This is a genomic window from Methylobacterium carpenticola, from assembly GCF_042748905.1.
GTDB classification, from domain to species: Bacteria; Pseudomonadota; Alphaproteobacteria; order Rhizobiales; family Beijerinckiaceae; genus Methylobacterium; species Methylobacterium carpenticola.
The window spans coordinates 1,836,349-1,857,858 of record NZ_JBHZEO010000001.1; the positions used below are offsets into that span (position 1 = coordinate 1,836,349).

Annotated in this window: 20 protein-coding genes and 1 pseudogene; 7 read left to right on the forward strand and 14 right to left on the reverse strand. The window is 71.0% G+C overall.

Annotated features, from left to right (window positions below; genetic code table 11):
• Positions 1 to 63: 63 nt before the first annotated feature.
• Positions 64 to 369 (forward strand): hypothetical protein, encoded by a 306-nt coding sequence (locus ACE101_RS08855; RefSeq protein ID WP_379128066.1) that lies wholly within the window; start codon positions 64 to 66, stop codon positions 367 to 369.
• Positions 370 to 463: 94 nt separating this feature from the next.
• Here the strand turns inward: ACE101_RS08855 and ACE101_RS08860 are convergent, their stop codons facing one another.
• From ACE101_RS08860 to garD, 3 genes are all read right to left on the reverse strand, one after another.
• Positions 464 to 1,600 carry an L-talarate/galactarate dehydratase gene (locus ACE101_RS08860; protein ID WP_379128069.1) on the reverse strand — a complete coding sequence of 379 codons (1,137 nt, stop codon included), beginning with the start codon at positions 1,598 to 1,600 and terminating at the stop codon, positions 464 to 466.
• A gap of 80 nt (positions 1,601 to 1,680) precedes the next feature.
• Positions 1,681 to 3,000 carry an MFS transporter gene (locus ACE101_RS08865; protein WP_379128072.1) on the reverse strand — a complete coding sequence of 440 codons (1,320 nt, stop codon included), beginning with the start codon at positions 2,998 to 3,000 and terminating at the stop codon, positions 1,681 to 1,683.
• 74 nt (positions 3,001 to 3,074) lie between these two features.
• Complete coding sequence (garD, locus tag ACE101_RS08870; RefSeq protein WP_379128075.1) at positions 3,075 to 4,589, reverse strand: galactarate dehydratase; 1,515 nt, start codon at positions 4,587 to 4,589, stop codon at positions 3,075 to 3,077.
• A 419-nt stretch (positions 4,590 to 5,008) separates the two neighbouring features.
• On the opposite strand from garD, the pseudogene ACE101_RS08875 reads away from it, so the two are divergent.
• Both ACE101_RS08875 and ACE101_RS08880 read left to right on the forward strand, forming a co-directional pair.
• Positions 5,009 to 5,279: pseudogene (locus ACE101_RS08875) on the forward strand (DDE-type integrase/transposase/recombinase); the annotation flags it as partial.
• 336 nt (positions 5,280 to 5,615) lie between these two features.
• Positions 5,616 to 6,425, forward strand: coding sequence for a class I SAM-dependent methyltransferase (locus tag ACE101_RS08880; RefSeq protein ID WP_379128078.1), 810 nt, complete (start codon positions 5,616 to 5,618; stop codon positions 6,423 to 6,425).
• Between the two features lie 204 nt (positions 6,426 to 6,629).
• Here ACE101_RS08880 and ACE101_RS08885 read toward each other — a convergent pair whose 3' ends face one another.
• From ACE101_RS08885 to ACE101_RS08915, 7 genes are all read right to left on the reverse strand, one after another.
• Positions 6,630 to 7,880 carry an NAD(P)/FAD-dependent oxidoreductase gene (locus tag ACE101_RS08885; RefSeq protein ID WP_379128081.1) on the reverse strand — a complete coding sequence of 417 codons (1,251 nt, stop codon included), beginning with the start codon at positions 7,878 to 7,880 and terminating at the stop codon, positions 6,630 to 6,632.
• The gene (locus ACE101_RS08890) at positions 7,877 to 9,022 is read right to left on the reverse strand and encodes a M24 family metallopeptidase (RefSeq protein WP_379128083.1); all 1,146 of its coding nucleotides are present in this window, start codon (positions 9,020 to 9,022) and stop codon (positions 7,877 to 7,879) included. Before ACE101_RS08890 ends, ACE101_RS08885 begins: the two co-directional genes overlap by 4 nt.
• A 5-nt stretch (positions 9,023 to 9,027) precedes the next feature.
• Positions 9,028 to 9,798 (reverse strand): ABC transporter permease, encoded by a 771-nt coding sequence (locus ACE101_RS08895; protein ID WP_379138561.1) that lies wholly within the window; start codon positions 9,796 to 9,798, stop codon positions 9,028 to 9,030.
• 2 nt (positions 9,799 to 9,800) lie between these two features.
• Positions 9,801 to 10,634 carry an ABC transporter permease gene (locus tag ACE101_RS08900; RefSeq protein WP_379128085.1) on the reverse strand — a complete coding sequence of 278 codons (834 nt, stop codon included), beginning with the start codon at positions 10,632 to 10,634 and terminating at the stop codon, positions 9,801 to 9,803.
• Positions 10,634 to 11,785: an ABC transporter ATP-binding protein gene (locus tag ACE101_RS08905; RefSeq protein ID WP_379128087.1), complete on the reverse strand. Its 1,152-nt coding sequence runs from the start codon at positions 11,783 to 11,785 to the stop codon at positions 10,634 to 10,636. Before ACE101_RS08905 ends, ACE101_RS08900 begins: the two co-directional genes overlap by 1 nt.
• Positions 11,782 to 12,159, reverse strand: coding sequence for a RidA family protein (locus tag ACE101_RS08910; protein ID WP_379128090.1), 378 nt, complete (start codon positions 12,157 to 12,159; stop codon positions 11,782 to 11,784). Before ACE101_RS08910 ends, ACE101_RS08905 begins: the two co-directional genes overlap by 4 nt.
• 122 nt (positions 12,160 to 12,281) lie before the next feature.
• Positions 12,282 to 13,349: an ABC transporter substrate-binding protein gene (locus ACE101_RS08915; RefSeq protein ID WP_379128093.1), complete on the reverse strand. Its 1,068-nt coding sequence runs from the start codon at positions 13,347 to 13,349 to the stop codon at positions 12,282 to 12,284.
• 345 nt (positions 13,350 to 13,694) lie between these two features.
• Between ACE101_RS08915 and ACE101_RS08920 the strand changes: the two genes are divergently transcribed.
• The gene (locus ACE101_RS08920) at positions 13,695 to 14,270 is read left to right on the forward strand and encodes a PadR family transcriptional regulator (protein WP_379128096.1); all 576 of its coding nucleotides are present in this window, start codon (positions 13,695 to 13,697) and stop codon (positions 14,268 to 14,270) included.
• 31 nt (positions 14,271 to 14,301) lie between these two features.
• On the opposite strand, the gene ACE101_RS08925 is transcribed toward ACE101_RS08920, so the two are convergent.
• Positions 14,302 to 14,772 carry a DUF3237 domain-containing protein gene (locus ACE101_RS08925; RefSeq protein ID WP_379128098.1) on the reverse strand — a complete coding sequence of 157 codons (471 nt, stop codon included), beginning with the start codon at positions 14,770 to 14,772 and terminating at the stop codon, positions 14,302 to 14,304.
• A gap of 446 nt (positions 14,773 to 15,218) precedes the next feature.
• On the opposite strand from ACE101_RS08925, the gene ACE101_RS08930 reads away from it, so the two are divergent.
• Together ACE101_RS08930 and ACE101_RS08935 are read left to right on the forward strand one after the other, a co-directional pair.
• The gene (locus tag ACE101_RS08930; protein ID WP_502361932.1) at positions 15,219 to 16,283 is read left to right on the forward strand and encodes an NAD(P)H-dependent flavin oxidoreductase; all 1,065 of its coding nucleotides are present in this window, start codon (positions 15,219 to 15,221) and stop codon (positions 16,281 to 16,283) included.
• A 124-nt stretch (positions 16,284 to 16,407) separates the two neighbouring features.
• Positions 16,408 to 17,424: an alpha/beta fold hydrolase gene (locus ACE101_RS08935; RefSeq protein ID WP_379128104.1), complete on the forward strand. Its 1,017-nt coding sequence runs from the start codon at positions 16,408 to 16,410 to the stop codon at positions 17,422 to 17,424.
• A 195-nt stretch (positions 17,425 to 17,619) separates the two neighbouring features.
• Here the strand turns inward: ACE101_RS08935 and ACE101_RS08940 are convergent, their stop codons facing one another.
• Positions 17,620 to 18,627, reverse strand: a complete 1,008-nt coding sequence (locus ACE101_RS08940) for an inorganic phosphate transporter (protein WP_379128107.1) — start codon at positions 18,625 to 18,627, stop codon at positions 17,620 to 17,622.
• A gap of 8 nt (positions 18,628 to 18,635) precedes the next feature.
• The gene (locus ACE101_RS08945) at positions 18,636 to 19,280 is read right to left on the reverse strand and encodes a DUF47 domain-containing protein (protein WP_379128110.1); all 645 of its coding nucleotides are present in this window, start codon (positions 19,278 to 19,280) and stop codon (positions 18,636 to 18,638) included.
• A 118-nt stretch (positions 19,281 to 19,398) separates the two neighbouring features.
• Here ACE101_RS08945 and ACE101_RS08950 point away from each other — a divergent pair, with 118 nt between their 5' ends.
• Positions 19,399 to 20,076: an MgtC/SapB family protein gene (locus tag ACE101_RS08950; protein ID WP_379128112.1), complete on the forward strand. Its 678-nt coding sequence runs from the start codon at positions 19,399 to 19,401 to the stop codon at positions 20,074 to 20,076.
• Positions 20,077 to 20,230: 154 nt separating this feature from the next.
• On the opposite strand, the gene ACE101_RS08955 is transcribed toward ACE101_RS08950, so the two are convergent.
• The gene (locus ACE101_RS08955) at positions 20,231 to 21,469 is read right to left on the reverse strand and encodes an MFS transporter (protein ID WP_379128115.1); all 1,239 of its coding nucleotides are present in this window, start codon (positions 21,467 to 21,469) and stop codon (positions 20,231 to 20,233) included.
• Positions 21,470 to 21,510: the final 41 nt, after the last annotated feature.

The window sequence follows — 21,510 nt, forward strand, 5'->3', positions numbered from 1 at the left end:
CACACCAATGTTATCGAGGCCGGACCCGCTGCGGACTAGCCTGGACGCGATGGGGAGACAACAATGACCAAGCGCGAGCGTTTCCCGGGCATGCAGGACCGCCAGTTCGGTGCAGCCGCCCAGGACGATCAGCCGTTGCTCAAGACGCATCCCGCGGACCGGCAGCGGCGCATCGAGGAGGTGCTGGGCGTCCGGATCGGCTCCCATTCCGCCGAGGCGCCGACGGGCGGCGCGGCATCCCCCATGAGCTTGGAGCTGCAATCCGTCGAACTCGTGCGCGCCTTCGGCCGGATTCGCGATGCGGAGATGCGCCAGCAGCTGCTCGATCTGGTCGCGGCCACGGCCGAGCGGCTCGACGGGCGGGACTGAGCATCGATCGCCGGATACCGGGCACCCGGCCGGGCCCTGCCTGGTCCGGTCGCGGCCGGCCTCGGCTTCCTCCCCGCGCCGCGTCGGCGAATCCTCAGGCCCTGCGGCCGAATTCCGCGGTCTCGCGGGTCCAGGCCCGGGCCTGCTCGCTCATGCTCACGCCGAGGCCCGGACGGGTCGGCACGATCATGCGGCCCGCCGCGAGTTCCAGGCGCTCGTTGAACAGCGGTTCGAGCCACTCGAAATGCTCGACCCACGGCTCGCGCTGCATCGCCGCCGCGAGGTGGATGTGCAGCTCCATCGAGAAGTGCGGGGCGATCGTGAGCCCGGCGAACTCGGCGAGCGCGGCGACCTTCAGGAAGGGCGTGATGCCGCCGACCCGCGGCGCGTCCGGCATCAGGTAATCGGCGCCGTTCTGGCGGATGAAGTCCCAGTGTTCCGCCACGCTCGTCAGCATCTCGCCCGTGGCGATCGGCGTGTCGAGCTGCGCGGCCAGGGCGGCATGGCCGGCCGCGTCATGGCAATCGAGCGGCTCCTCGATCCAGACGAGGTTGAACGGCTCGAAGATGCGGCCCATCCGCTGCGCGGTCGGGCGGTCCCATTGCTGATTGGCATCGACCATCAGCGGGAAGGCATCGCCGAGATGCTCGCGCACCGCCGTCACGCGCTTGACGTCGAGCGCCCAGTCCGGCTGCCCGACCTTGAGCTTGATGCCGCCGATCCCCGTCTCGCGGGAGCGCGTCGTGTTGACGAGAACCTCGTCGAGGGGCGTGTGCAGGAAGCCGCCGGAGGTGTTGTAGCAGCGCACGGAATCGCGGTGCGCGCCCAGGAGCTTGGCGAGGGACAGCCCGGCCCGCTTGGCCTTCAGGTCCCAGAGGGCGACGTCGAAGGCGCCGATCGCCTGAACGGCGAGGCCGCTGCGGCCGACCGAGGCGCCCGCCCAGCACAGCCTGTCCCAGGCCTTGGCGATGTCGTTCGGATCCTCCCCGAGCAGGGCCGGGGCGATCTCCCGGGCATGCGCGAACTGCCCTGGCCCGCCCGCTCGCTTCGCGTAGCTGAGCCCGAGGCCCCGGTGCCCGGCGCTGGTCTCGACCTCGCAGAACAGGATGGCGATCTCGGTCATCGGCTTCTGGCGGCCGGTGAGCACCTTGGCGTCGCTGATCGGCGTCCTCAGCGGCAGATCAACCGCGTGCAGCTTGATCCAGCTGATCGTCTCTGTCGGGTTCGGCATCGTCGTCTCCGGCGGGGTAGGGGGTGGGCGGAGGCGCCGTTCCCACGCGGTCGTCGGCGGGAGCGGCGGCCGGAGGCGGCTCAGGTCGGAAGGGCGGCGACCTTGGGGGCGTGGCGCACGCGGGACGGCACCGTCACCAGGGCGAGCAGCGCCGAGGCGACCGCGCAGGCCGTGAGGAAGCCGAGGGCGGCCCCGAACCCGCCGGTCACATCCCGGATCCAGCCGACCACGAAGGGGCCGACGAAGCCGCCGAGATTGCCGATCGAGTTGATCATGGCGATGCCGCCCGCGGCCGCCGTGCCGGTGAGGAACTCGCTCGGCATCGTCCAGAAGGCCGGCTTGCACCCGTAGAGCCCGATCGAGGCGATGGCGATTGCCACCACGGCCATCATGGTGCTGCCGAGGAATCCCGCGACGGCGAGGCCGCCCGCCCCGAGCAGGCAGGCCACGATGTAGTGCCACTTGCGCTCGCGCATGCGGTCGGACGACCAGCTCCACACGAGCAGCCCGATCGTGCCGACCGTGTAGGGTGCGGCGCTGATCAGGCCGACCTGGAGATCGGAGCCGCTGAACCCCTTGACGATCTGCGGCAGGAAATAGGTGATGCCGTAGGTCGCCGTCACGATCGTGAAGTACATCAGGGCGAGCGACAGCACCCGGGCGTCCGTGAAGACGCGGCCCAGGGTCATGTGCCCGCGCTCCTGTTGCAGCAGCTCCTGCCGCTCCTTCTCGATGGTGGCGCAGAGCCACGCCTTCTCGTCAGGCGCCAGCCAGTCGGCGACGGCGGGCGTGTCCGTGAGGTAGCGCAGCACGACGAAGGCGAGGAGCACGGCCGGGGCCGCCTCGATGAGGAAGAGCCACTGCCAGCCCGCGAGACCGAGCAGGCCGTCGAGGCCGAGCAGCACGCCGGAGAGGGCCGCGGTCACCGCATTGGCCACCGGAACCGCGACGTAGAGCGAGGCCAGGACCCGGCTGCGATAGGATTTGGGGAACCAGTAGGTGAAGTAGAGGATCACGCCCGGGAAGAAGCCCGCCTCCGCCACGCCGAGCAGGAAGCGCATGACGACGAAGCTGGTCGGCCCCCCGACGAAGGCCATCGCCCCCGCGACGATCCCCCACGAGATCATGATCCGGGCGATCCAGCGCCGGGCCCCGGCCTTCTCCAGCAGCAGATTGCTCGGGACCTCGAACAGGAAGTAGCCGAGGAAGAAGATGCCGGCACCGAAACCGAAGTCCTTCGCGGACAGGCCGAGCGCACTCGACATCCCGCCCGTCGCCGCGAAGCCGACATTCGTCCGGTCGATATACGCGACCAGGTAGATGACGACGATGAGCGGCAGGATCCGCCAACAGACTTTGCGGATCGTCCTGGATTGCAGTTCCATATCGGCGTGATTCATCGTTTCCTCCTCGTTGGAAACAGGAGATCTGTTTTTGTGGTTGTCTGTCTTCGCGGAGCCGGCAGGGTGCCGGCTCAGGTCACCGGGGCCGGGTTGAACAGCGTGAGGTCGTTGTAGAGGCCCCAGTGGTCCGACCACGGCTTCCTGCGCCCGCTCGCCACGTCGAGGATCAGCCGGAACAGCTCCCAGCCCATCTCCTCGATCGTCGCCTCGCCCGTGGCGACCCGGCCCGCATCGAGATCGATGAGGTCCGACCAGCGCTCGGCCAGCTCCGTGCGGGTCGCCACCTTGATCACCGGCGCCTCGGCGAGGCCGTAGGGCGTGCCGCGACCCGTCGAGAAGACCTGCAGCGTGATGCCCGAGGCGAGTTGCAGCGTGCCGCAGACGAAGTCGCTGGCCGGGGTCGCGGCGAAGATCAGGCCCTTCCCGCGCACCCGCTCGCCCGGCGCCAGCACGCCCCGGATCGCGCTGGTGCCCGACTTCGCCACCGAGCCGAGCGCCTTCTCGACGATGTTGTTGAGCCCGCCCTTCTTGTTGCCGGGAGAGGGGTTCGCGCTGCGGTCGGCCTCGCCGCGGGCCAGATAGGCGTCGTACCACGCCATCTCGCGGATGAGCGCGCGGGCCACCTCCTCGCTCTCCGCCCGGGGGGTGAGGAGGTGGATGGCGTCGCGCACCTCCGTGACCTCGGAGAACATCACGGTCGCGCCGGCGCGCACCAGGAGGTCGGCGGCGTAGCCGAGCGCCGGGTTGGCGGTGACGCCCGAGAAGGCGTCGCTGCCGCCGCATTGCAGGCCCACCACCAGATCGGCGGCCGGACAGGTCTCGCGCCGCCGCCGGTTCAGCACCGCGAGCCGCGCCTCGGCCATGGCCATGATGCTGTCGAGCATCATGCCGAAGCCCTGGTGGCGCTCGTCCTGGAGGCGCACCACGCCCCCGCTCTGCCCGTCCGGCAGCAGGCGCTCGGAGACGAGCTTCTCGCAGCCGAGGCCCACCACCATCACCTCGCCGCCGAAATTCGGGTTCTGCGCGAGGCTCTGGAGGGTGCGGATCGGGATCACCGCCTCGGGGGCGTTGATGGCGACGCCGCAGCCATAGGCGTGGGTGAGGCCGACCACGTCGTCGACGTTGGGGTAGCGCGGCAGCAGCTCCGCGCGGATGCGCCGGATGGCGACGTCGAGGGTGCCCGCGACGCATTGCACGCTGGTGGAGATGGCCAGGATGTTGCGGGTGCCGACCGAGCCGTCGGGGTTGCGGTAGCCCTCGAACGTGTGGCCGTCGAGGGGCGGCAGCGGCGCGGGCACCCGGGTGGCGAGTTCCAGAGCGTCGAGGGACGGGGCGGGCGGGGTGCGCACGCGGGTTTCCTCGACCCAGCCGCCGCGCGGGATGTCCACGAGGGCGACGCCGATGACCTCGCCGTAGCGGCGGATGATCCCGCCGGCGGGGATGTCGGCGAGCGCCACCTTGTGGCCCTGGGGCACGAACTCGGTGAGCACCAGTCCGTCCGGAAACACGGTGCCGGCCGGCAGCCCGAAGGCGTTCACCACGATCGCGACGTTGTCCGCGTCATGGACCCGGATGGTGCGGGGCACGTCGCCGGTTCGGTTCAGGTCGGTCCTTGCCTCTACGAGCACCGAATCCTCCCATGGGGTGACTGGCAGTCTCGGACCATGATCCCGCAGGTCGATGCTAGGAGCTGATGGACCGCCTTCTCGGCGCGGGCAGTTGCCCGGCCTTATTTTGTGTCAGTCGTACCCGCTCAACTCATCCAAGACCAACACTTTGTCGGCATTGATCGATGCGGGAATTGGATCGACGGACCGGCAGCGCACGGGATGGGCTTGTCGCAAACGCGAGCGTGCCGTCGTTCGCGGGTCGTTACGCGGAACCGCCCGGCTTGCCGTCCCCGCCACGGAGCCGGCCCATGATCCTCAACGCCCTCGCCCGCACGCGGAAGCGACAGGCCCCGCCTGCGCCGGTTCCGCAAGCCGCACGGCGCTCGCCGGGAACCCGCAAGGAGGGCCTGTTGCCACGCACGCCCATCCACCCCGTCACCAAGCACATGCCGCAGGGGATCGAGAGCGACCATTTCGGCGTGAAACGGCCGATGCCACGGGCGGGCGGGTTCCGGTCGTTCAACACGGCGCGGTGCAGGATCCAGGGCTTCGAGGCCATGCTCTGGTTGCGCAGGGGCTTTGGCCTCTCACGGACGTGGACCGTCCGAGAGCAGAAACCAGCTGCTCGCCTGCTGCTTGGGACTTCCCGTCGCGAACACGGCGTGAAAGCGGGGCGTGAAAGCGGGGACGGAGAGCCCATTCTGCGGACTGCTCCTCAGTTCGCGACCCGCCCTCCTGCCGGGCCCGGCGATCTGCGGTCAATCCGCCGCGGCGGGCCCGGTTCCGCGAGCCCCGGCCCCTCGGCCCGATCAGCCACGAGATCGGCCGCGTGCCGATCAGATCAGCGCCCGTGCATCGATCGACGTAACAAGCATTGATTTGACGTCGGCCGATTTACTTGCTTTCATTCACCGGCGTGATCAAGAACCGGCTCTTGTGGACTTTCCTGCGGTCGAGGCGGCGGCACCCTGGATGCGTGCTCCGCGCGGACGGGAGGCGGCCATGAGCAACGAGATTCAACCGCATAATGCCAAGCCGGCCAGTATCTGGAATTCCGGCGGCGGCCGCTACAACGAGGTCAGCCGGGGCATCGCCGACAGCATCGAGCATTGCGTGCTGCGCCTCGACCCGCAACCGGGCGAGCGGATCCTCGACCTCGCCACGGGGACCGGCTGGACCTCCCGCGTGGTCGCCCGGCGCGGGGCGCGGGTGACCGGCGTGGATATCGGTCCCGACCTGCTCGCCTTCGCGGCCGAGCAGGCCAGGGCCGAGAACCTCGCCATCGACTACCGGCTGGGCGATGCCGAGAGCCTGCCCTTCGCCGACGGCGCGTTCGATGCGGTGATCTCCACCTGCGGCGTGATGTTCGCCAGCCGGCCGGAGGCCGCCGCCGCCGAGCTGGCGCGGGTCTGCCGCACAGGGGGGCGCATCGCGCTCACCACCTGGCTGGCCGACAGCAACCTGTTCAAGATGTTCATGGTGATGAAGCCCTACATGCCGCCACCGCCCAGCCCGGCCCCACCCTCGCCGTTCGAGTGGGGCCGCACGGAGCGGATCACGGACTTGCTGGGCCGGGACTTCGATCTCGCCTTCGAGAAGGGCGTCTCGTTCTACCGCGAGCCGAGCGCGGAGGCCGCCTGGGAGACGTTCTCGACCGGCTACGGCCCGACCAAGGCCCTGGCCGCCTCGCTCGACGCGGACCGCCGGGCCGATCTGCGCCGCGACTTCATCGCCTTCCACGCGCAGTTCCCGACGCCGCTCGGGATCTGCGTGCCGCGCGAATACTGGGTGACGCGCGGCATCCGCCGCTGAGGCCGCGGGCGGTTGGATCGCAGCGTCGTGGAAGGACGCATCCGGACGCCGATTCAACCGACAACCGATGGAATCCGCGCCGCTGCCGATCGAAGGCGTCTCCAACTCTTTGATTGGACCCGCCATCAGGAAGCGGCGCCACGTCGTGCATCGCCGGTCGGACGGCACGCCCCATAGTGCAGTCCCGGACCGGATCGTCCGCGGTCACGCCCCGAAGCGGCTGACGCTGTAGGGTGCCGGATCGATCGGGGCCGGGCGCCGCGCGACGAGGGCCGCCACCAGACGCCCGCTCGGCGGGCCCGCGGTCATGCCGTAATGGCCGTGCCCGAAGGCGAGGTGCAGCCCGGGCCGGGACGGCACCGGGCCGAGCACCGGGAGCGTGTCGGGGAAGGAGGGGCGGAACCCCATCCACAGCCGCGGCTCGCCGTGGGTGAGGCCGGGGAAGAGCGCGCGGGCATGCTCGGCCAGGAGCTTCGCCCGGGTCTCGTCCGGCGGGGCGTCGAGCCCGGCGAACTCGACCGTCCCGGCCGCGCGCAGGCCGCCCTCCATCGGCGTCACGCCGAAGCCGCGCGACTTGTAGCTGATCGTGTAGCGCGGCTCGATGGAGGGCGAGGGCAGCATGGCGTGGTAGCCCCGCTCGGTCTCCAGCGGCACGCGCACGCCGAGCGGATCGAGCAGCGCCTTCGACCAAGCCCCGCCCGCGACCACGACGTGGTCGGCCGTCCGGTTCGCCACGTTGGTCCAGACCATGAAGCCGCCGCCCTCGCGCGGCACGAGCGTCATGGCCCGCTCGGCCACGATCGTGCCGCCCTCCTCGCGCAGCCGCTCCGCCAGGGCGCCGACGAGCCGGGCCGGGCTGACCGTGTAGCCGTTGCCGGGCACGAGGAGCGCGCGCCTCACCGAGCGCGCGATGCCGGGCAGCATCTGCTGGAGGTCGTCGGCGCCGAGCACCTGCGCCTCGATCCCGTGCCGCTCCCGGATCAGCCGCTCGACGGCGGCGCCGCGGCTCTCGCCGTCACCGTCCCAGACCTGGATCTGGCCGCTGCGCCGGACGAGGTCGCCGAAGAGGCGCGGTCCGACGAGATCCTGCCAGCAGGCGAAGGAATCCTTGTGCAGGGCCCGCAGCGCGTCCGAGATCGCGAGGACGCGGTCCATCCGGCCCTCCCGGATCCAGCGCAGGAGCCAGGGGAGGGCGGCCGGAAAGTAGGACGGGCTGACGACGAGCGGCCCCTTCCGGTCGCGGAGCCAGCCCGGCACTTGCCGCAGCATGCCGGGGATCGCGATCGGCGAGGCCGTGTCGGCGCTGATCATGCCGGCATTGCCGAAGGAGGCGCCGCCGCCGGGCGGCAGCGGATCGATCACGGTCACGTCCCGGCCGGCCCGCCGGAGATAGAGGGCGGTCGACAGGCCGACCACGCCCGCCCCGAGCACGATCGCGGTGGTCTCGGTGCTCATGTGGCGTCTCCGGCACTCAACAGGGTTCGGGGCGTCCGGGTCAGGATCTCGGGACCGGATTCGGTGACGAGGACGGTCTCGCTGAACGAGACCCCGGCGGCGGACGCGTAGATGTGGAACACCATGCCGGGTTCGAGCCGCCACGCGGCCTCCGGATGGAAGATGCGGGTGAAGTCGCTCGTATGCGTGGTCGCGTGCGAGTAGAAGCCGAGCGTGTAGCCGGTGATGTTGTCGAAGCGCTCGCGCAGCCCCGCCGCGACGACGCCCTCGCGCAGGATCCGGTCGACATCGCGGGCGACGGCCCCGGGCCGCATGGCGGCGATCTGGCGGTCCTGCAGGGCCGCGAGCGTCGCGGCGGCCTCCGCCAGCGCCGGCGCGGGCTCGCCCACGGCGACGCAGCGCATGATCCGGGCCGAGTAGCCGAGCACGCGCGGGATCAGCTCGATATGCACCACGTCCCCGGGGGCGAGCGCCGCCTCGGTCATGTGGCCGTGGAGGAAGTCCCATCCGCGGCCCGCCGAGATCGGGCCGGGAGCGCCCGGCTCGGCTCCGAGCTCGATGAAGGCGGCCGTGGCGGCCAAGGCCGCGTCGCGCTGCGATCCGCCCGCCCGGCACGCGGCGGCGGCGCGGCGGAGCGCCGCGTCGGCGATGCCCGCGGCGGTCCGGATGAGGGCGATCTCGGCGGCGGACTTGATCAGCCGCAGTTCGGCCACGAGCGGCCCGAGATCGGTGATCCGGGCCCGCGGCAGCGCGGCCTGGGCCTGGGCGAAGCGCCGCGCCGTGAAGGAGGGCGAGCCGTAATCGAAGCCGACCGGCCCCTCGGCCCATCCGCGCTCGGCGAGCATCCGGGCGAGGATCGGGAGGGGTGCCTCCCAGTCGAGGAAGGTCCCGATCTCGGTCACCGCGCTGCGCTCGCGGCAGGGCGCCGCGTCGAGCGCCCGGATCAGGATGAACGGCTCGCCCTCGACCGGCACGACGACGCAGCGCCACCGGTTCTCCGAATTGCCGTAGCCGGTGAGCCACGCCATCGACTCGCATTCGTCGAAGATCCCGACCGCGACGCCCCGGGCGGCGAGCGCGGCGCGCGTCCGCCGCAGGCGGTCGGCGAATTCCGCCGGGGCGAAGGCAGGATGGGCACCCATGGCGGTCACACTCCCCGGCGGCGGCGAAGCAGCGCGTCGGCCGCGAGGACGAGGCCGGTCACGCCGATCAGGAAGGTGCTGACGGCCGCGATCGTCGGCTCGACCTGAAGATGCAGGCTGTTCCAGATGCGCACGGGCAGGGTCTGGCTCGCGGCGTTGGTCAGGAAGAGCGAGATCACGAGTTCGTCGAAGGAGGTGAGGAACGCGAACAGGGCGGCCGAGACGATGCCCGGCGCGGCGATCGGCACGACCACGGTGCGGAGCGTCCGGGCGCGGCTGGCGCCGAGGCTCAGCGCCGCCCGTTCGAGGCCGGGATCGACGGATTGCAGCGCCGACAGCAGGATCAGGAGCACGACCGGGAAGGCGATCACGGCGTGGCAGAGCCCGACCCAGACGACGTTGCCGACCAGCTTGAGCTGCGCGGACGCGTAGTACATCGCGATCGCCGTGACGACGGTGGGCGAGACGATCGGCAGGAGCGACAGGGACAGGATCAGCTTCTTGGCCGGGAAGGCGCCGCGCACGAGCGCGTAGGCCGCGAAGAAGCCGACGCTCGTCGCCACCACGCAGGCGATCAGCCCGATCGCGAGGCTGGACCAGAGCGCGGCGCGCCATTGCTCGTCGCCGAGGAACGCCGCGAACCAGCGCAGCGACAGGCTCTCGGGCGGGAAGCGGAGGAAGGTGCCCCCGCTGAACCCGAGCACCACCACGATGGCGATCGGCATGATGAGCAGGAAGCAGGCGAGCCCGACGAAGAGCGGCAGCGCGACCCGCATCGTCAACCCCCCATCATCCGGCGCATGTCCGTCACCCGGCCGTAGACCGAGAAGAGGATCAGGGTCGCGGCGAGCAGGACCACCGACATCACGGCGGCGCTCGGCCAGTCGATCAGGATCTCGATCGCCCGCTCGATGAGCATCGCGACCGTCACGTCGCCGGGGCCGCCCATCAGTGCGGGCGTGATGAAGAAGCCGAGCGCCAGGATCAGGACGATCAGCGAGCCCGACACGATCCCCGGCCAGGACAGCGGGAGATAGACGCGCCGGAACAGGTAGGGGCCGCTCGCCCCGAGCGCGCGGCCGGCCCGGAGCAGCGTGGGGTCGATCCCCTTCATGGTCGCGAACAGGGTCAGCACCATGTAGGGCAGCAGCACGTAGGTCATGCCGACCACGATCGCGAAGGTGTTGTAGAGGAGCGGCAGCGGCGCCCCGATGAGTCCCACGGCACGCAAGCTCTCGTTGACGATTCCGGCCCTGCCGAGCAGCACGGTCAGCGAGTAGGTCCTGACGATGACGCTGGTGAAATAGGGCACGATCACGCAGAACACGACGAGCGCGGCGCGCAAGCCGCGGCGGTTGGCCAAGTAGAAGGCGATCGGGTAGCCGATCGCCAGCGTCGCGAGCGTGACGAGGACGGAGATCCAGAGCGTCGTGAGCGCCGCGACCTGCATCGGCCGCGAGGTGAGGACATCGACGAAGAGATCCGGCACCTCGGCGGGGGCGGTCTCGACGAAGAGGGTCCGGACCAGGAACCAGATCAGCGGCGCGACGAAGAGACCCCCGAGCATGCCGAGCGCGGGCAGGAGCAGGAGCCATGTCCGGTCCCGCCGCATCAGGGCGCGTCCGGCGGCAGGATGGCGGTGTCGGCCGGGGACCACGCGATCAGCGCGCGCTCGCCGGGCTCGGGATGGTGGCGCGCCGACATGTTCGGGGCATCGACCGTCACGAGGGCCCCGCCCGGCGTCTCGACCGCGTAGCGCACGACGTTGCCGAGGAAGGAGGTGCGCCGCACCGTGCCGGTGAGACGGTTCATGCCCTCGCCCGGCGGATCATCCTCCCGCCGCAGGGTCAGCTTCTCGGGCCGGACGAAGAGCTGGCCGCTGCCCGCCGCGCGCGGGCCCGGCCGCCCGGTGCGCAGCAGCGTCCCCTCCGCCAGCCGGAACGCGGCGCCATCCGCCTGCGCCGTCACCACCTCGCCCGGCAGCAGGTTCGCCTCGCCGAGGAAGCGGGCCGTGAAGGCATTCGCCGGGTGCTCGTAGACGTCGCGCGGCGCGCCGACCTGCTCGATCCGGCCGCGGCTCATGATCGCCACGCGATCGGACAGGTTCATCGCCTCCTCCTGGTCGTGGGTGACGTAGAGGACCGTCATGCCGAGGCGCTGCTGGATCTCCTTGATCTCGACCTGCATCTCGTAGCGGAGATTCTTGTCGAGGGCCCCCAGCGGCTCGTCCATCAGCACGACCGGCGGCTGGAACACGATCGCGCGGGCGATGGCCACGCGCTGCTGCTGCCCGCCCGAGAGCTCGCGGCTGTAGCGCTCGGCCAGGTGGCCGAGCCGGACGAGGTCGAGGGCGGCCGCGACCTTCTCCCGGACCAGAGCCTTCGGCGCGCCCCGCGCCCGCAGCGGAAACGCCACGTTCTCGAACACGTTCAGGTGCGGGAAGATGGCGTAGTTCTGGAAGACCATCCCGAAGCCGCGCCGCTCCGGCGGCACGGCGGCGAGGTCGGTGCCGTCGACCAGGAGCTGACCCGCATCGATCGCGGCGAAGCCCGCCACCATCATCAGCGTCGTGGTCTTGCCCGAGCCCGACGGGCCGAGGAGGGAGAAGAACTCGCCGGCCCCGATCAGGGCCCTGAAATCCTGAACGACCGTCTCCGATCCGTAGATCTTCGTGAGGCCCCGGAGATCCAGCGCCCGTCCGGCCGGTCCGGTCCTGCCCGGCGAGGCGTGGTCGCGCACGGCGCTCATCGCGTGCGCGGTCATTCGATCCAGGCCTGAGCCTGAAGCTCGATGCGCGCCTTGCCGCCGATGAGTTCCTTCACCACCACGGTGGCCCGCGTCGGGTAGGGCTCGGCGAAGTATTCGCGGTAGACCGCATTCATCGCCTCGAACTCGGACGCATCGGTCAGGAAGATCAGGACCGACACGACGTCCTTGAGCGAGCCGCCCGCCGCCGCCAGCGCCATCGTCAGGTTGTCGAACAGCCGGCGTGCCTGGACGTCCATGCTGCCCTCGACGATCTCGCCGGTCGTCGGGTCCTTCGGCACATGGGTCGTGAACACCCGGCTCCCGGCCTTCACGGTTCCGTTCACCGGCGCCTTCGAGCGCGCGATCCCGGCATCGATCACCTCGAACATGGCGATATGGCCTCGCTGTATCGGTTCAGAGCGCGCCCCGCCGAAGGGGATTCCGGTTTAGCCGGACGCGGTCGATCAAAGACTGAGAACCGCGCCCGATCGCAACGCGATCGGACGTTGCCCTAGAGGACCCAGTTCGACCAGGCGCGGCTCACCTTGGTGCGGTTGGCCGACCACCAGTTGATGTCGTTCATGAAGCCCTTCGACACCGTCCAGGGCGTGCCCGTGGCCGGGTCGATCAGGAGCTTGGAGGTGTGCGGATAGACCTTCTTGTTGACCGGGATGGCCTTGTACTCGGCGAGCCAGCGCTTCTGCACCTCCTCGCTGATCGAGTAGTCGATGAACTTGAGCGCGGCCGCGGGCGCCTTGGAGCCCTTCGGGATGGCGTAGGACTGCACCAGGATCTGGTTCTGGTTCCACTGGATCCCGAGCGGCGCGCCGCCGTCGATGGACGCCTGGGCGCGCGTGTTCCAGAGCACGCCGAGCACGGCCTCCTTGTCGGCCATCATCTGCGCCGAGAGGGCGCCCGTGTCCCAGAACTTGGAGACCGCGGGCTTGATGCGGCTCATCGACTTGAAGGCGCGGTCGATATCGACCGGATAGACCTTGTCCATCGGCACGCCGTCCGCGATGAGCGCGATCTCGAGATTCGGCGAGCCCGATTCCATCCCGGCCAGCGTGCGCGGCCCGGGAAAGGCCTTGGTGTCCCAGAACTCCGCCCAGTTCTTCGGCTCCGAGCCGGGCCGGAACACGTCGGTCCGGTAGCAGAGCACGAAGGCGTAGACGAAGGAGCCGACCTGATACGGCAGCTTCAGGCTGGGCTCGATGTCCTCGACCTTCGTGTACCGGAAGGCGCCGTAATCGAGCGGCACCAGGGCGCCCGCCTCCTCCAGCATCAGGTTGCCGTCGTTGCCGGTGTCGATGCAGTCGATCTCGACCTGCCCGGCTTTGTACATGGCGAGCAGCTTGCCGAGCGTGCTCGGGACGGGGACGATCTCGATCCCGGTCTCCTTCAGGAACGGGTCGTAGACGGTCCGGCGCTTGATCTCGTCGAAGGCGCCGCCCGGAGTTCTCACGCGAAGCTGCGTGGCGCTCCGCGCCGGGTTCGTGATGACGGCCGGCGCCGCGAGGAACGCCGCGCCTCCGGCGACGAAACCGCGTCGCGTCGATGTCGTGAACAGCTTCGTCATCGCGGGCTCCGTCAGCAGGTGGTCGAAGCTTAACCGTTCCGGTTTCGGCTTGGCCAGTCGAAACGATGTGCATCCACGACATCATTTGCGGCGTCGTGCTTACGAGGCGGCTCTTCCTCCGGCCCTGATTGGTCGGAAGCCGGTGATACCGGCCGGCTCTCCAGTCTGCCCCGGGTGAAGGGCCGCCGATAGACGCTGAAACGCATCCCGATCACCCGCGGTGTTCATGCATCGTCATCGTGCATCGCCACCGGAAGCCGGGGCCCCGGACGTGCCGCCGCACGCGTGACGTCCGAATCGCGATATATCTTGATACCCGATATATCGTGACTTATATCCGACGGCATGACGCACAGAGACCACGGCAGGCCAGACGGCCTGCATGACCCGGCGGGCGCCGTCGAGCACCGCCACCCTCATCATCACGGCCGGCACCACCCCCACCGGCGCGGCCGGCCCGGCGGACGCCTGTTCGATTACGGCGAATTGCGCCTGCTGGTCCTCGCGATGATCGCCGAGCAGCCGCGCCACGGCTACGAGCTGATGCGGGCGCTCGATGAGCGGACGGGCGGCAGCTACAGCCCCAGCCCCGGGGTCATCTACCCGACCCTCGCGTGGCTGGACGACATGGGCTACGCCTCCGTCGAGACCGAAGGCGGCACCCGCAAGTCCTACCGCATCACGCCCGAAGGCGAAGCCTTCCAGGCCGCCAACCGCGCGGCGATCGACGACCTGTTCGCCCGCATCGACGCCACCGGCGGCGGGCGCCACGAGGGCGTCCCGGCCCCGGTGCTGCGCGGGATGGAGAACCTCAAGCTCGCGCTCCGCCTGCGCCTCCGGAACGGGCCGATCGACCGCACGACGGCCGAGACCATCGCCGCCGCGCTCGATGCCGCGGCCCAGGCCGTGGAGCGCAGTTGACGACCGCGACCTGAGGGCGCGCGAACCCGCCCTACAGGATCGCGTAGATGTCGTAGACCGGCCCGGTCGGCGGGCGCTGCCCCACGCCGACCGCGAGCAGGCGGTTGAGCCACGCGAACTCGGCCGCGCCGGTCTCGAACCGCACCGCCGTGCGGAAGTAATACGCCGCCGGGTCCACCGTCCCGCCCTGGGCGAGACGCTGCATCACCTCGGCCGAGCCGGCGCGCAGGCCGGTATACTGGCAGAAGATCAGCCCGCCCGCGCGCTCCCGCAATGTCAGGCGGACGTCGAGATGCGTCGTGCCGTCGGGCTCCACCCGCAGCCAGTCGCCCGCGCCGCCCCCGAGCACCTCGCCCCTCAGGCGCGGGCCCTCGAAGGTCCCGCCCGTGACGGGCACGATGCGCAGGGCGCCGCTGCGGGTCGGGCCGACCAGCTGCGGCTCGCCGACCGACAGGCTCAGGCGGAGCAGGAACTCGGTTCTCAGCGGAAGGGGCGCGTCCATGACGGATCTCCGGGCCGCCCGGCATCGCGCCGGACCGGAACCATAAAGGGGGCGCGAGCGTGCTCGCGACCAGGGGCGCCACGCTCGCGCCGATGTCGCTGCCGCCGAGGCCGCCTCTCCGCCGGCCTCGACAGCCCCGAGGACGAGGGGCGTCGCGGCCCAGCTCAGCGTTCCGCGCGTCGGTGGGCGAAGGCTTGCACCCGCACCGTCCCGGGTCGCCGGGTCGTCCCGCAGGGCATCGTCGGCCGGCTCCTTCTCCCGGCCCGCCAAGCGGGCCCGAGCCGCTCCGGATCGTCCATGGTAGAGGACGACGCACCGGCCCGGGAGTCCAGCCGCGCCACCCGCGCGGCCTTCATGCGCCGGGCGGAAGGCTGACTGCCGGGGAATGCGTCTTCGCGCGCGCCGCCCGGTGGCGTACCCGATGGGCACCGGCCGCCCGAGAGGACATGGTCATGACCGCTTCCACCGACACCCGCATCCTCGACCTGTTCGGCATCGACCTCCCGATCATCCAGGCGCCGATGGCGGGCGCCACCACGCCCGAGATGGTCGTCGCGGTGAGCGAGGCCGGGGGGCTCGGATCCCTGCCGGCGGCCCAGTACACCGCCGCGGAGTTCCGCGCGGCGGTCGAGACCGTGCGGGCCGGCACCGCCAAGCCTTTCAATCTCAACTTCTTCTGCCACGCCGTTCCGGCGCCCGACCCGGCGCGGCAGGCGGCATGGCTCGCCCGGCTCGCGCCCTATTACGAGGCGGCGGGCCTCGATCCGGCCGAGGCCGGCGCCGGCAGCGGCCGGGCGCCCTTCGACGACGCGTTCTGCCGGATCGTCGAGGAGGTCCGGCCCGCGGTGGTGAGCTTCCATTTCGGGCTGCCGGACGCGGCGCTCCTCGCCCGCGTGAAGGCGTGCGGCGCGCGCGTGATCTCGTCCGCGACCACCGTGGCGGAGGCGCGCTGGCTCGCCGAGCGGGGGGTGGACGCGGTCATCGCCATGGGCCTCGAAGCGGGGGGCCATCGCGGCAACTTCCTGACCCACGACATGGCGAGCCAAGTCGGCACGATGGCGCTGGTGCCGCAGGTGGTCGACGCGGTCGGCGTGCCGGTGATCGCGGCCGGCGGGATCGCCGACGCGCGGGGCGTGCGCGCGGCCTTCATGCTCGGCGCGGCGGCGGTGCAGGTCGGGACGGCCTACCTGTTCACGCCGGAGGCCGGGATCTCGTCCTTGCACCGCGCCGCCCTCGGCCGCGCGGCGGAGGAGGGCACCGCCCTCACCAATCTCTTCACGGGCCGTCCGGCCCGCGGCGTGATGAACCGCCTGATGCGCGAGGCGGGCCCCCTGTCGGACGCGGCCCCCGCCTTCCCGACGGCCGGCGGCGCCCTCGCGCCGCTGCGCCGGCACGCCGAGGGCCTGGGCCGCGACGACTTCACCAACCTGTGGTCGGGGCAGGCCGCCCCCCTCGCCGAGCCGATGGGGGCGGCGGACCTGACCCGCCGCCTCGCCCAGACCGCGGCCTGAAGGGGGCGCACCGTCCGGCCGCCCAGGGACGATCCGATCTTGCGAAAGCCTCATCGCCGATGGGCTCGCCGACCGGCGCGGTTCCGTGGGATGCTGGCTCGGCACCGCAGGGGAGGACGCCGCGATGGTCACGAGGCCGACGACATCCGCCCTCGCCGTCATCGGAGCGCTGGTCGCCTCCGCGGCCGCCGCGCAGCCGTCCCCGCCGCAGGCCGCCGGAACCGAGATGGGGCGGCGGATCGGGACGGAGACGGCAGCGATGGCGCAGGTTTCGTATCGGACCGTCGCGGTCGACGGCCTCACCGTCTTCTACCGCGAGGCCGGCCCGCGCGACGCGCCGATTCTCCTGCTCCTGCACGGGTTCCCGTCCTCGTCCCGCATGTACGAGCCCTTGCTGCGGCGGATGGCCAGGTCGCACCGGCTGATCGCGCCCGACTTCATCGGCTTCGGCCACAGCAGCGCCCCCGATCCCCGGTCCTTCGCCTACACCTTCGACCGGCTGGCCGAGGTGGTCGACGGCTTCACCGCCGCGCTCGGCCTGCGGCGCTACAGCCTCTATCTGCAGGATTACGGGGGACCGGTGGGCTTCCGGCTCGCGCTGGCCCACCCCGAGCGGGTGGAGGCCATCGTCGTGCAGAACGCCGTCGCCCACGAGGACGGCCTCGGCCCGCTCTGGGCGACGCGGCGCGCCTTCTGGGCGGACCGGGCGGCGCACGAGGCGGCGTTGCGGGAGAACTTCCTGTCGCTCGCGGCGACCCGGTTGCGGCACGTGGGGACCGATCCGGACACGGCCGCCTACGACCCCGACCTGTGGACGGACGAGTTCGCCTTTCTCAGCCGGCCCGGTCAGGGCGACATCCAGGCCGATCTGTTCTACGATTACCGGACCAACGTCGCGCGCTATCCGGTCTGGCAGGATTGGCTCCGCCGCCGCAAGCCGCCGCTCCTCGTGCTGTGGGGCCGCTACGATCCGTCGTTCCAGACCGCCGAAGCCGAGGCCTACCGCCGCGACCTACCTGACGCGGAGGTCCATATTCTCGATGCCGGCCACTTCGCGCTCGATGTCAGGGCGGACGAGATCGCAGCCCTCACCACGGCGTTCCTGTCACGCCATGCGGGCCCCGCGCCGCGGAGGGACTGATCCGCTCCGATCGATCATACGGTTTCCGGATGATCGCTTCGCGATGCGGAAACCGGCCTCGCTCAGGCGCCGCGCGGGCTCGTGATACGGTTTCCGAAAGTGATCTTCCGGAAACCGTATCACACCCCCCTTTCCCGGGGGAGCGTGATCGGAGTCCGCTGCGTTTCCCCGCCTCGGCACGCCCGCGGAACCGGCTCAGCGCAGCAGGGCGATGAGCGCGTAGGCGCCGGCGGCGATCGCGGCGGCCGCCGGCAGGGTGATCACCCACGCCACCACAATGTTGCCCGCCACGCCCCAGCGCACGGCGGAGGTGCGCCGGGCGGCGCCCACCCCGATGATCGCCCCGGTGATCGTGTGCGTGGTCGAGACCGGCACGCCGAGCCAGGTGGCGGCGAACAGCGTCAGGGCGCCGCCCGTCTCGGCGCAGAAGCCCTGCATCGGCGTCAGCCGCGTGATGCGCGAGCCCATCGTGTGCACGATGCGCCAGCCGCCGAGCAGCGTGCCCGCCGCCATCGCGGCCTGGCAGGCCAGCACCACCCAGAGCGGCACGTGGAAGTCGCCCCCGAGATGGCCCTGGCTGTAGAGGAGCACGGCGATGATCCCCATGGTCTTCTGGGCATCGTTGCCCCCGTGCCCGAGCGAGTAGAGCGAGGCGGACACGAATTGCAGCGTGCGGAAGGTGCTGTCGACCGCGAAGGGCGTCGCCCGCACGAACAGCCAGGACACGATCAGCACCAGCAGCAGGGCGAGGAAGAAGCCGAGGAGGGGCGAGAGCACGATGGCGGCGGCGGTCTTGCCGAGCCCGCCCCAGACCACCGCCTGCCAGCCCGCCTTGGCGAGACCCGCCCCGACGAGGCCGCCCACCAGCGCGTGCGAGCTGCTCGACGGCAGCCCCAGCATCCAAGTGAGCACGTTCCAGACGATCGCCCCCACCAGCGCCCCGAAGATCACCTGCGCGTCGACGAGGCTCGCGTCGATGATGCCGGTGCCGAGCGTCTGGGCCACGTGCAGGCCGAAGAACAGGAAGGCGATGAAGTTGAAGAACGCCGCCCAGAACACGGCGTATTGGGGCCGCAGCACCCGGGTCGAGACGATGGTGGCGATCGAGTTCGCCGCGTCGTGCAGGCCGTTGAGGAAATCGAACAGCAGCGCGACGGCGATGAGGCCGGCGAGGACCGGGAGCGCGAGGGCGGCGTCTGACATCTCCGCTCCTACACGTTCTCGATCATGATGCCGCTGATCTCGTTGGCGACATCCTCGAAGCGGTCGACCGCGTCCTCCAGATGGCCGAGGATCTCGCTGCCGATGATGTAGGCCATGGGATCGCTGCGCCCGTGCGTCTGGTAGAGGGCCTTGAGGCCCTGCTCGTGCAGCACGTCGGAGCGGCCCTCCACCCGCACCATCTGCTCGGTGAGGGCCGAGAGGCGGGCCGCGTGCGGACCCACCTTGTTGAGCAGCGGCACCGCCTCGGCCGTGAGCTGGGCGGCTTCGAGGATCGTGTCCCCCATGTCGCGCATGATCGGGTCGAAGGAGCGCAGCTCGAACAGGGCGATCGTCTTGGCCGTGCGGTGCATCTGGTCGATCGCATCGTCCATCGACTGGATCAGGTCCTTGATGTCGCTGCGGTCGAAGGGGGTGATGAAGCTGCGGCGCACCGCGAGCAGCACCTCGCGGGAGATCTCGTCGGCGTCGTGCTCCCGCTCGGCGATGATCTGGCAGTAATGGGGCACCGCCTCGCCCCCCTTGAGCAGTTCCTGCAAGGCCTCCGCGCCCGCCACCAGGGTATGGGAATGGCGCTCGAAGAGATCGAAGAAGCGATCTTCCCTCGGCATCAGGGCCCGGAACCAGTTCAACATCCTGTGACACGCCTCATCGGATCGCGCGTAGGCGATAGCATGAAAGCCGGCTAACTTCTCAAGCGGCGTCGCGTTCGCACCGGAATCGAATTGGCGGCCGCCCGCAGGAGGATGGCCCGTGCTGAGCAACGTCGAGATCATCGCCCGCCTCGCCCTCTCGGCCCTGCTGGGGAGTCTCGTCGGGCTGGAGCGGGAGCGCCTGTTGTGGGCGGCGGGCCTGCGCACGCACATGCTGGTCTGCGTCGGCGCCTGCCTGATCATGATCGTGTCGGCCTTTGGCTTCTCCGATATCCTCGGCGCCAAGAACGTGGTGCTGGATCCCTCGCGCGTCGCCGCCCAGGTCGTTTCCGGCATCGGATTCCTCGGTGCCGGCACGATCCTGCTCCGGGGAGAGGTGGTGCGGGGGCTCACCACCGCCGCGAGCCTGTGGGCGGTGGCCGCGGTCGGGCTGGCGATCGGGGGCGGCCTCTACGTGGCGGCGGTCGCCGCGACCCTGATCGTGCTCATCATCCTGGCCGGCGTGAAGCCGATCGAGGAGCATTACCGCGAGCGGATGCGGACGCGCCCGCTGCGGCTCGTCGCCCGCGCGGGCGAGATGTCGATCGACGTGCTTCAGGAGGTCTCGGGCGAGCGCTCGTCGCGCATCAAGCAGTTCGTGGTGCGCCAGTCCGGTTCGGACGGGCTGGACGAGGTGACGGTCACCTTCGTGCGCCTGTCCCAGCGCAGCGTCGAGGCGATCGCCGAGCGCCTGCGGCGCCATCCCGGGATCGTCAGCGTCGAGACCGATGCCGGCTGATGGGCCCTCCGCTCGGGCGAAGCCCCAATCCGCCATCCGGCGGCGATTGCGGCTTCGGCGATTGCGGCTTCGGCACGAGACCGCCCGCAACCTCATCCGACGACCCGCTCCAAGCAGACCTGCGGCGGCACGCCGCCGCTGACGCGAACCATGCTCAGGCGCCCGCTTGCCGCAGGGCGCGACGCGCGACCGCCAGCGATAGGAGGACGTTCAGCACGGCGATGCCGAGCATCAGGCCCAAGACGGCGTCGAGGCCGAGCCATTCCGTGATGGAGCCGCAGGCGAGGGGCGTCACCGCCTGCCCGAGGAGCGGCAGGCGCGCGAGGCGGCCCATCACGGTCGCGTAGTCGTGCCGGCCGTAGAGGGCGAGCGGCAGGGTTCCGCGGACGACGGTGCGCATCCCGTTGCCGGCGCCGTAGAGGACGATGGCGAGCCACGCGACGCCCGGCGCGAGCGCCAGGAGCAGGAGGCCGGCCGCGACGCTCCCGCTCGACACCAGGAGGGCCCAGATCGGATGGGCGTTGCGCCCGAAGGCGAGTTCGAGGATGCGGGCGCCGACCTGCGATGGACCGATCAGCGCGCTCAGCGCGACGGCCGTCGCCGCCGGCACGCCCTGCGCCTGGAGGAGCAGGAGCAGTTGCACGGAGACGGCCGTCATCAGGATCGCCGCCGTGGTGAAGGTGGCGGCGAGGAGCGGCTCGCCCGGCAGCCGGGCCCGCTCGGCCGGCCGGGCCGCACCGGCTCCCGCGGCGGGCGGCGGGACGATCGCCGCTCCGGCGGACCGGTCGTGGCGGGGCAGCGCCCAGGCGTAGAGCGGGGCCACGATTCCGGCCGACAGCGCCGCGTAGACGAGGCAGGTCCCGCGCCAGCCGACCTGATCCACGAGGACGCTCGTGGCCGGCCAGCACAGGGTGATGGCGAAGCCCGAGGCGATCGCGATCTGGGTCATCGCCCCGCGGGCGGCCGTCCCGTAGGCTTGGCCGATCGCCGCGAACAGCGGATCGTACAGCGCTCCGGCCATGCCGATGCCGATGACGACCCAAGCGAGGAGAAAGACGGGCAGGCTCGGCGACAGGGCCATCAGCACCTGGCCCGCCGCGATCACCAGGGAGCCGGCGACGAGGACGGACCGGCCGCCATGGCGCCGGATCATCCGGCCGATCCAGGGAGAGAGCAGGCCCGACACGAGGATCGCCAGCGACAGGGCCCCGACGACGACGCCCTGCGGCCAGCCCGTCGACCGGACGATCGGGCCGGCCACCACGGCGGTCAGGAAGAACGAGCCGCCCCACAGGACGATCTGCGTGAAGCCGAGCGCCGCGTTGCCGCCGATCGTGGGAATGCCGGAGCCTCCCGACGGGACCGTGCGGCGCTCGGGAGGAATTCGGGACAAGGCGTTGCTCCGCAGGTGGACGGCCGGCGCTCGCCGGCTCG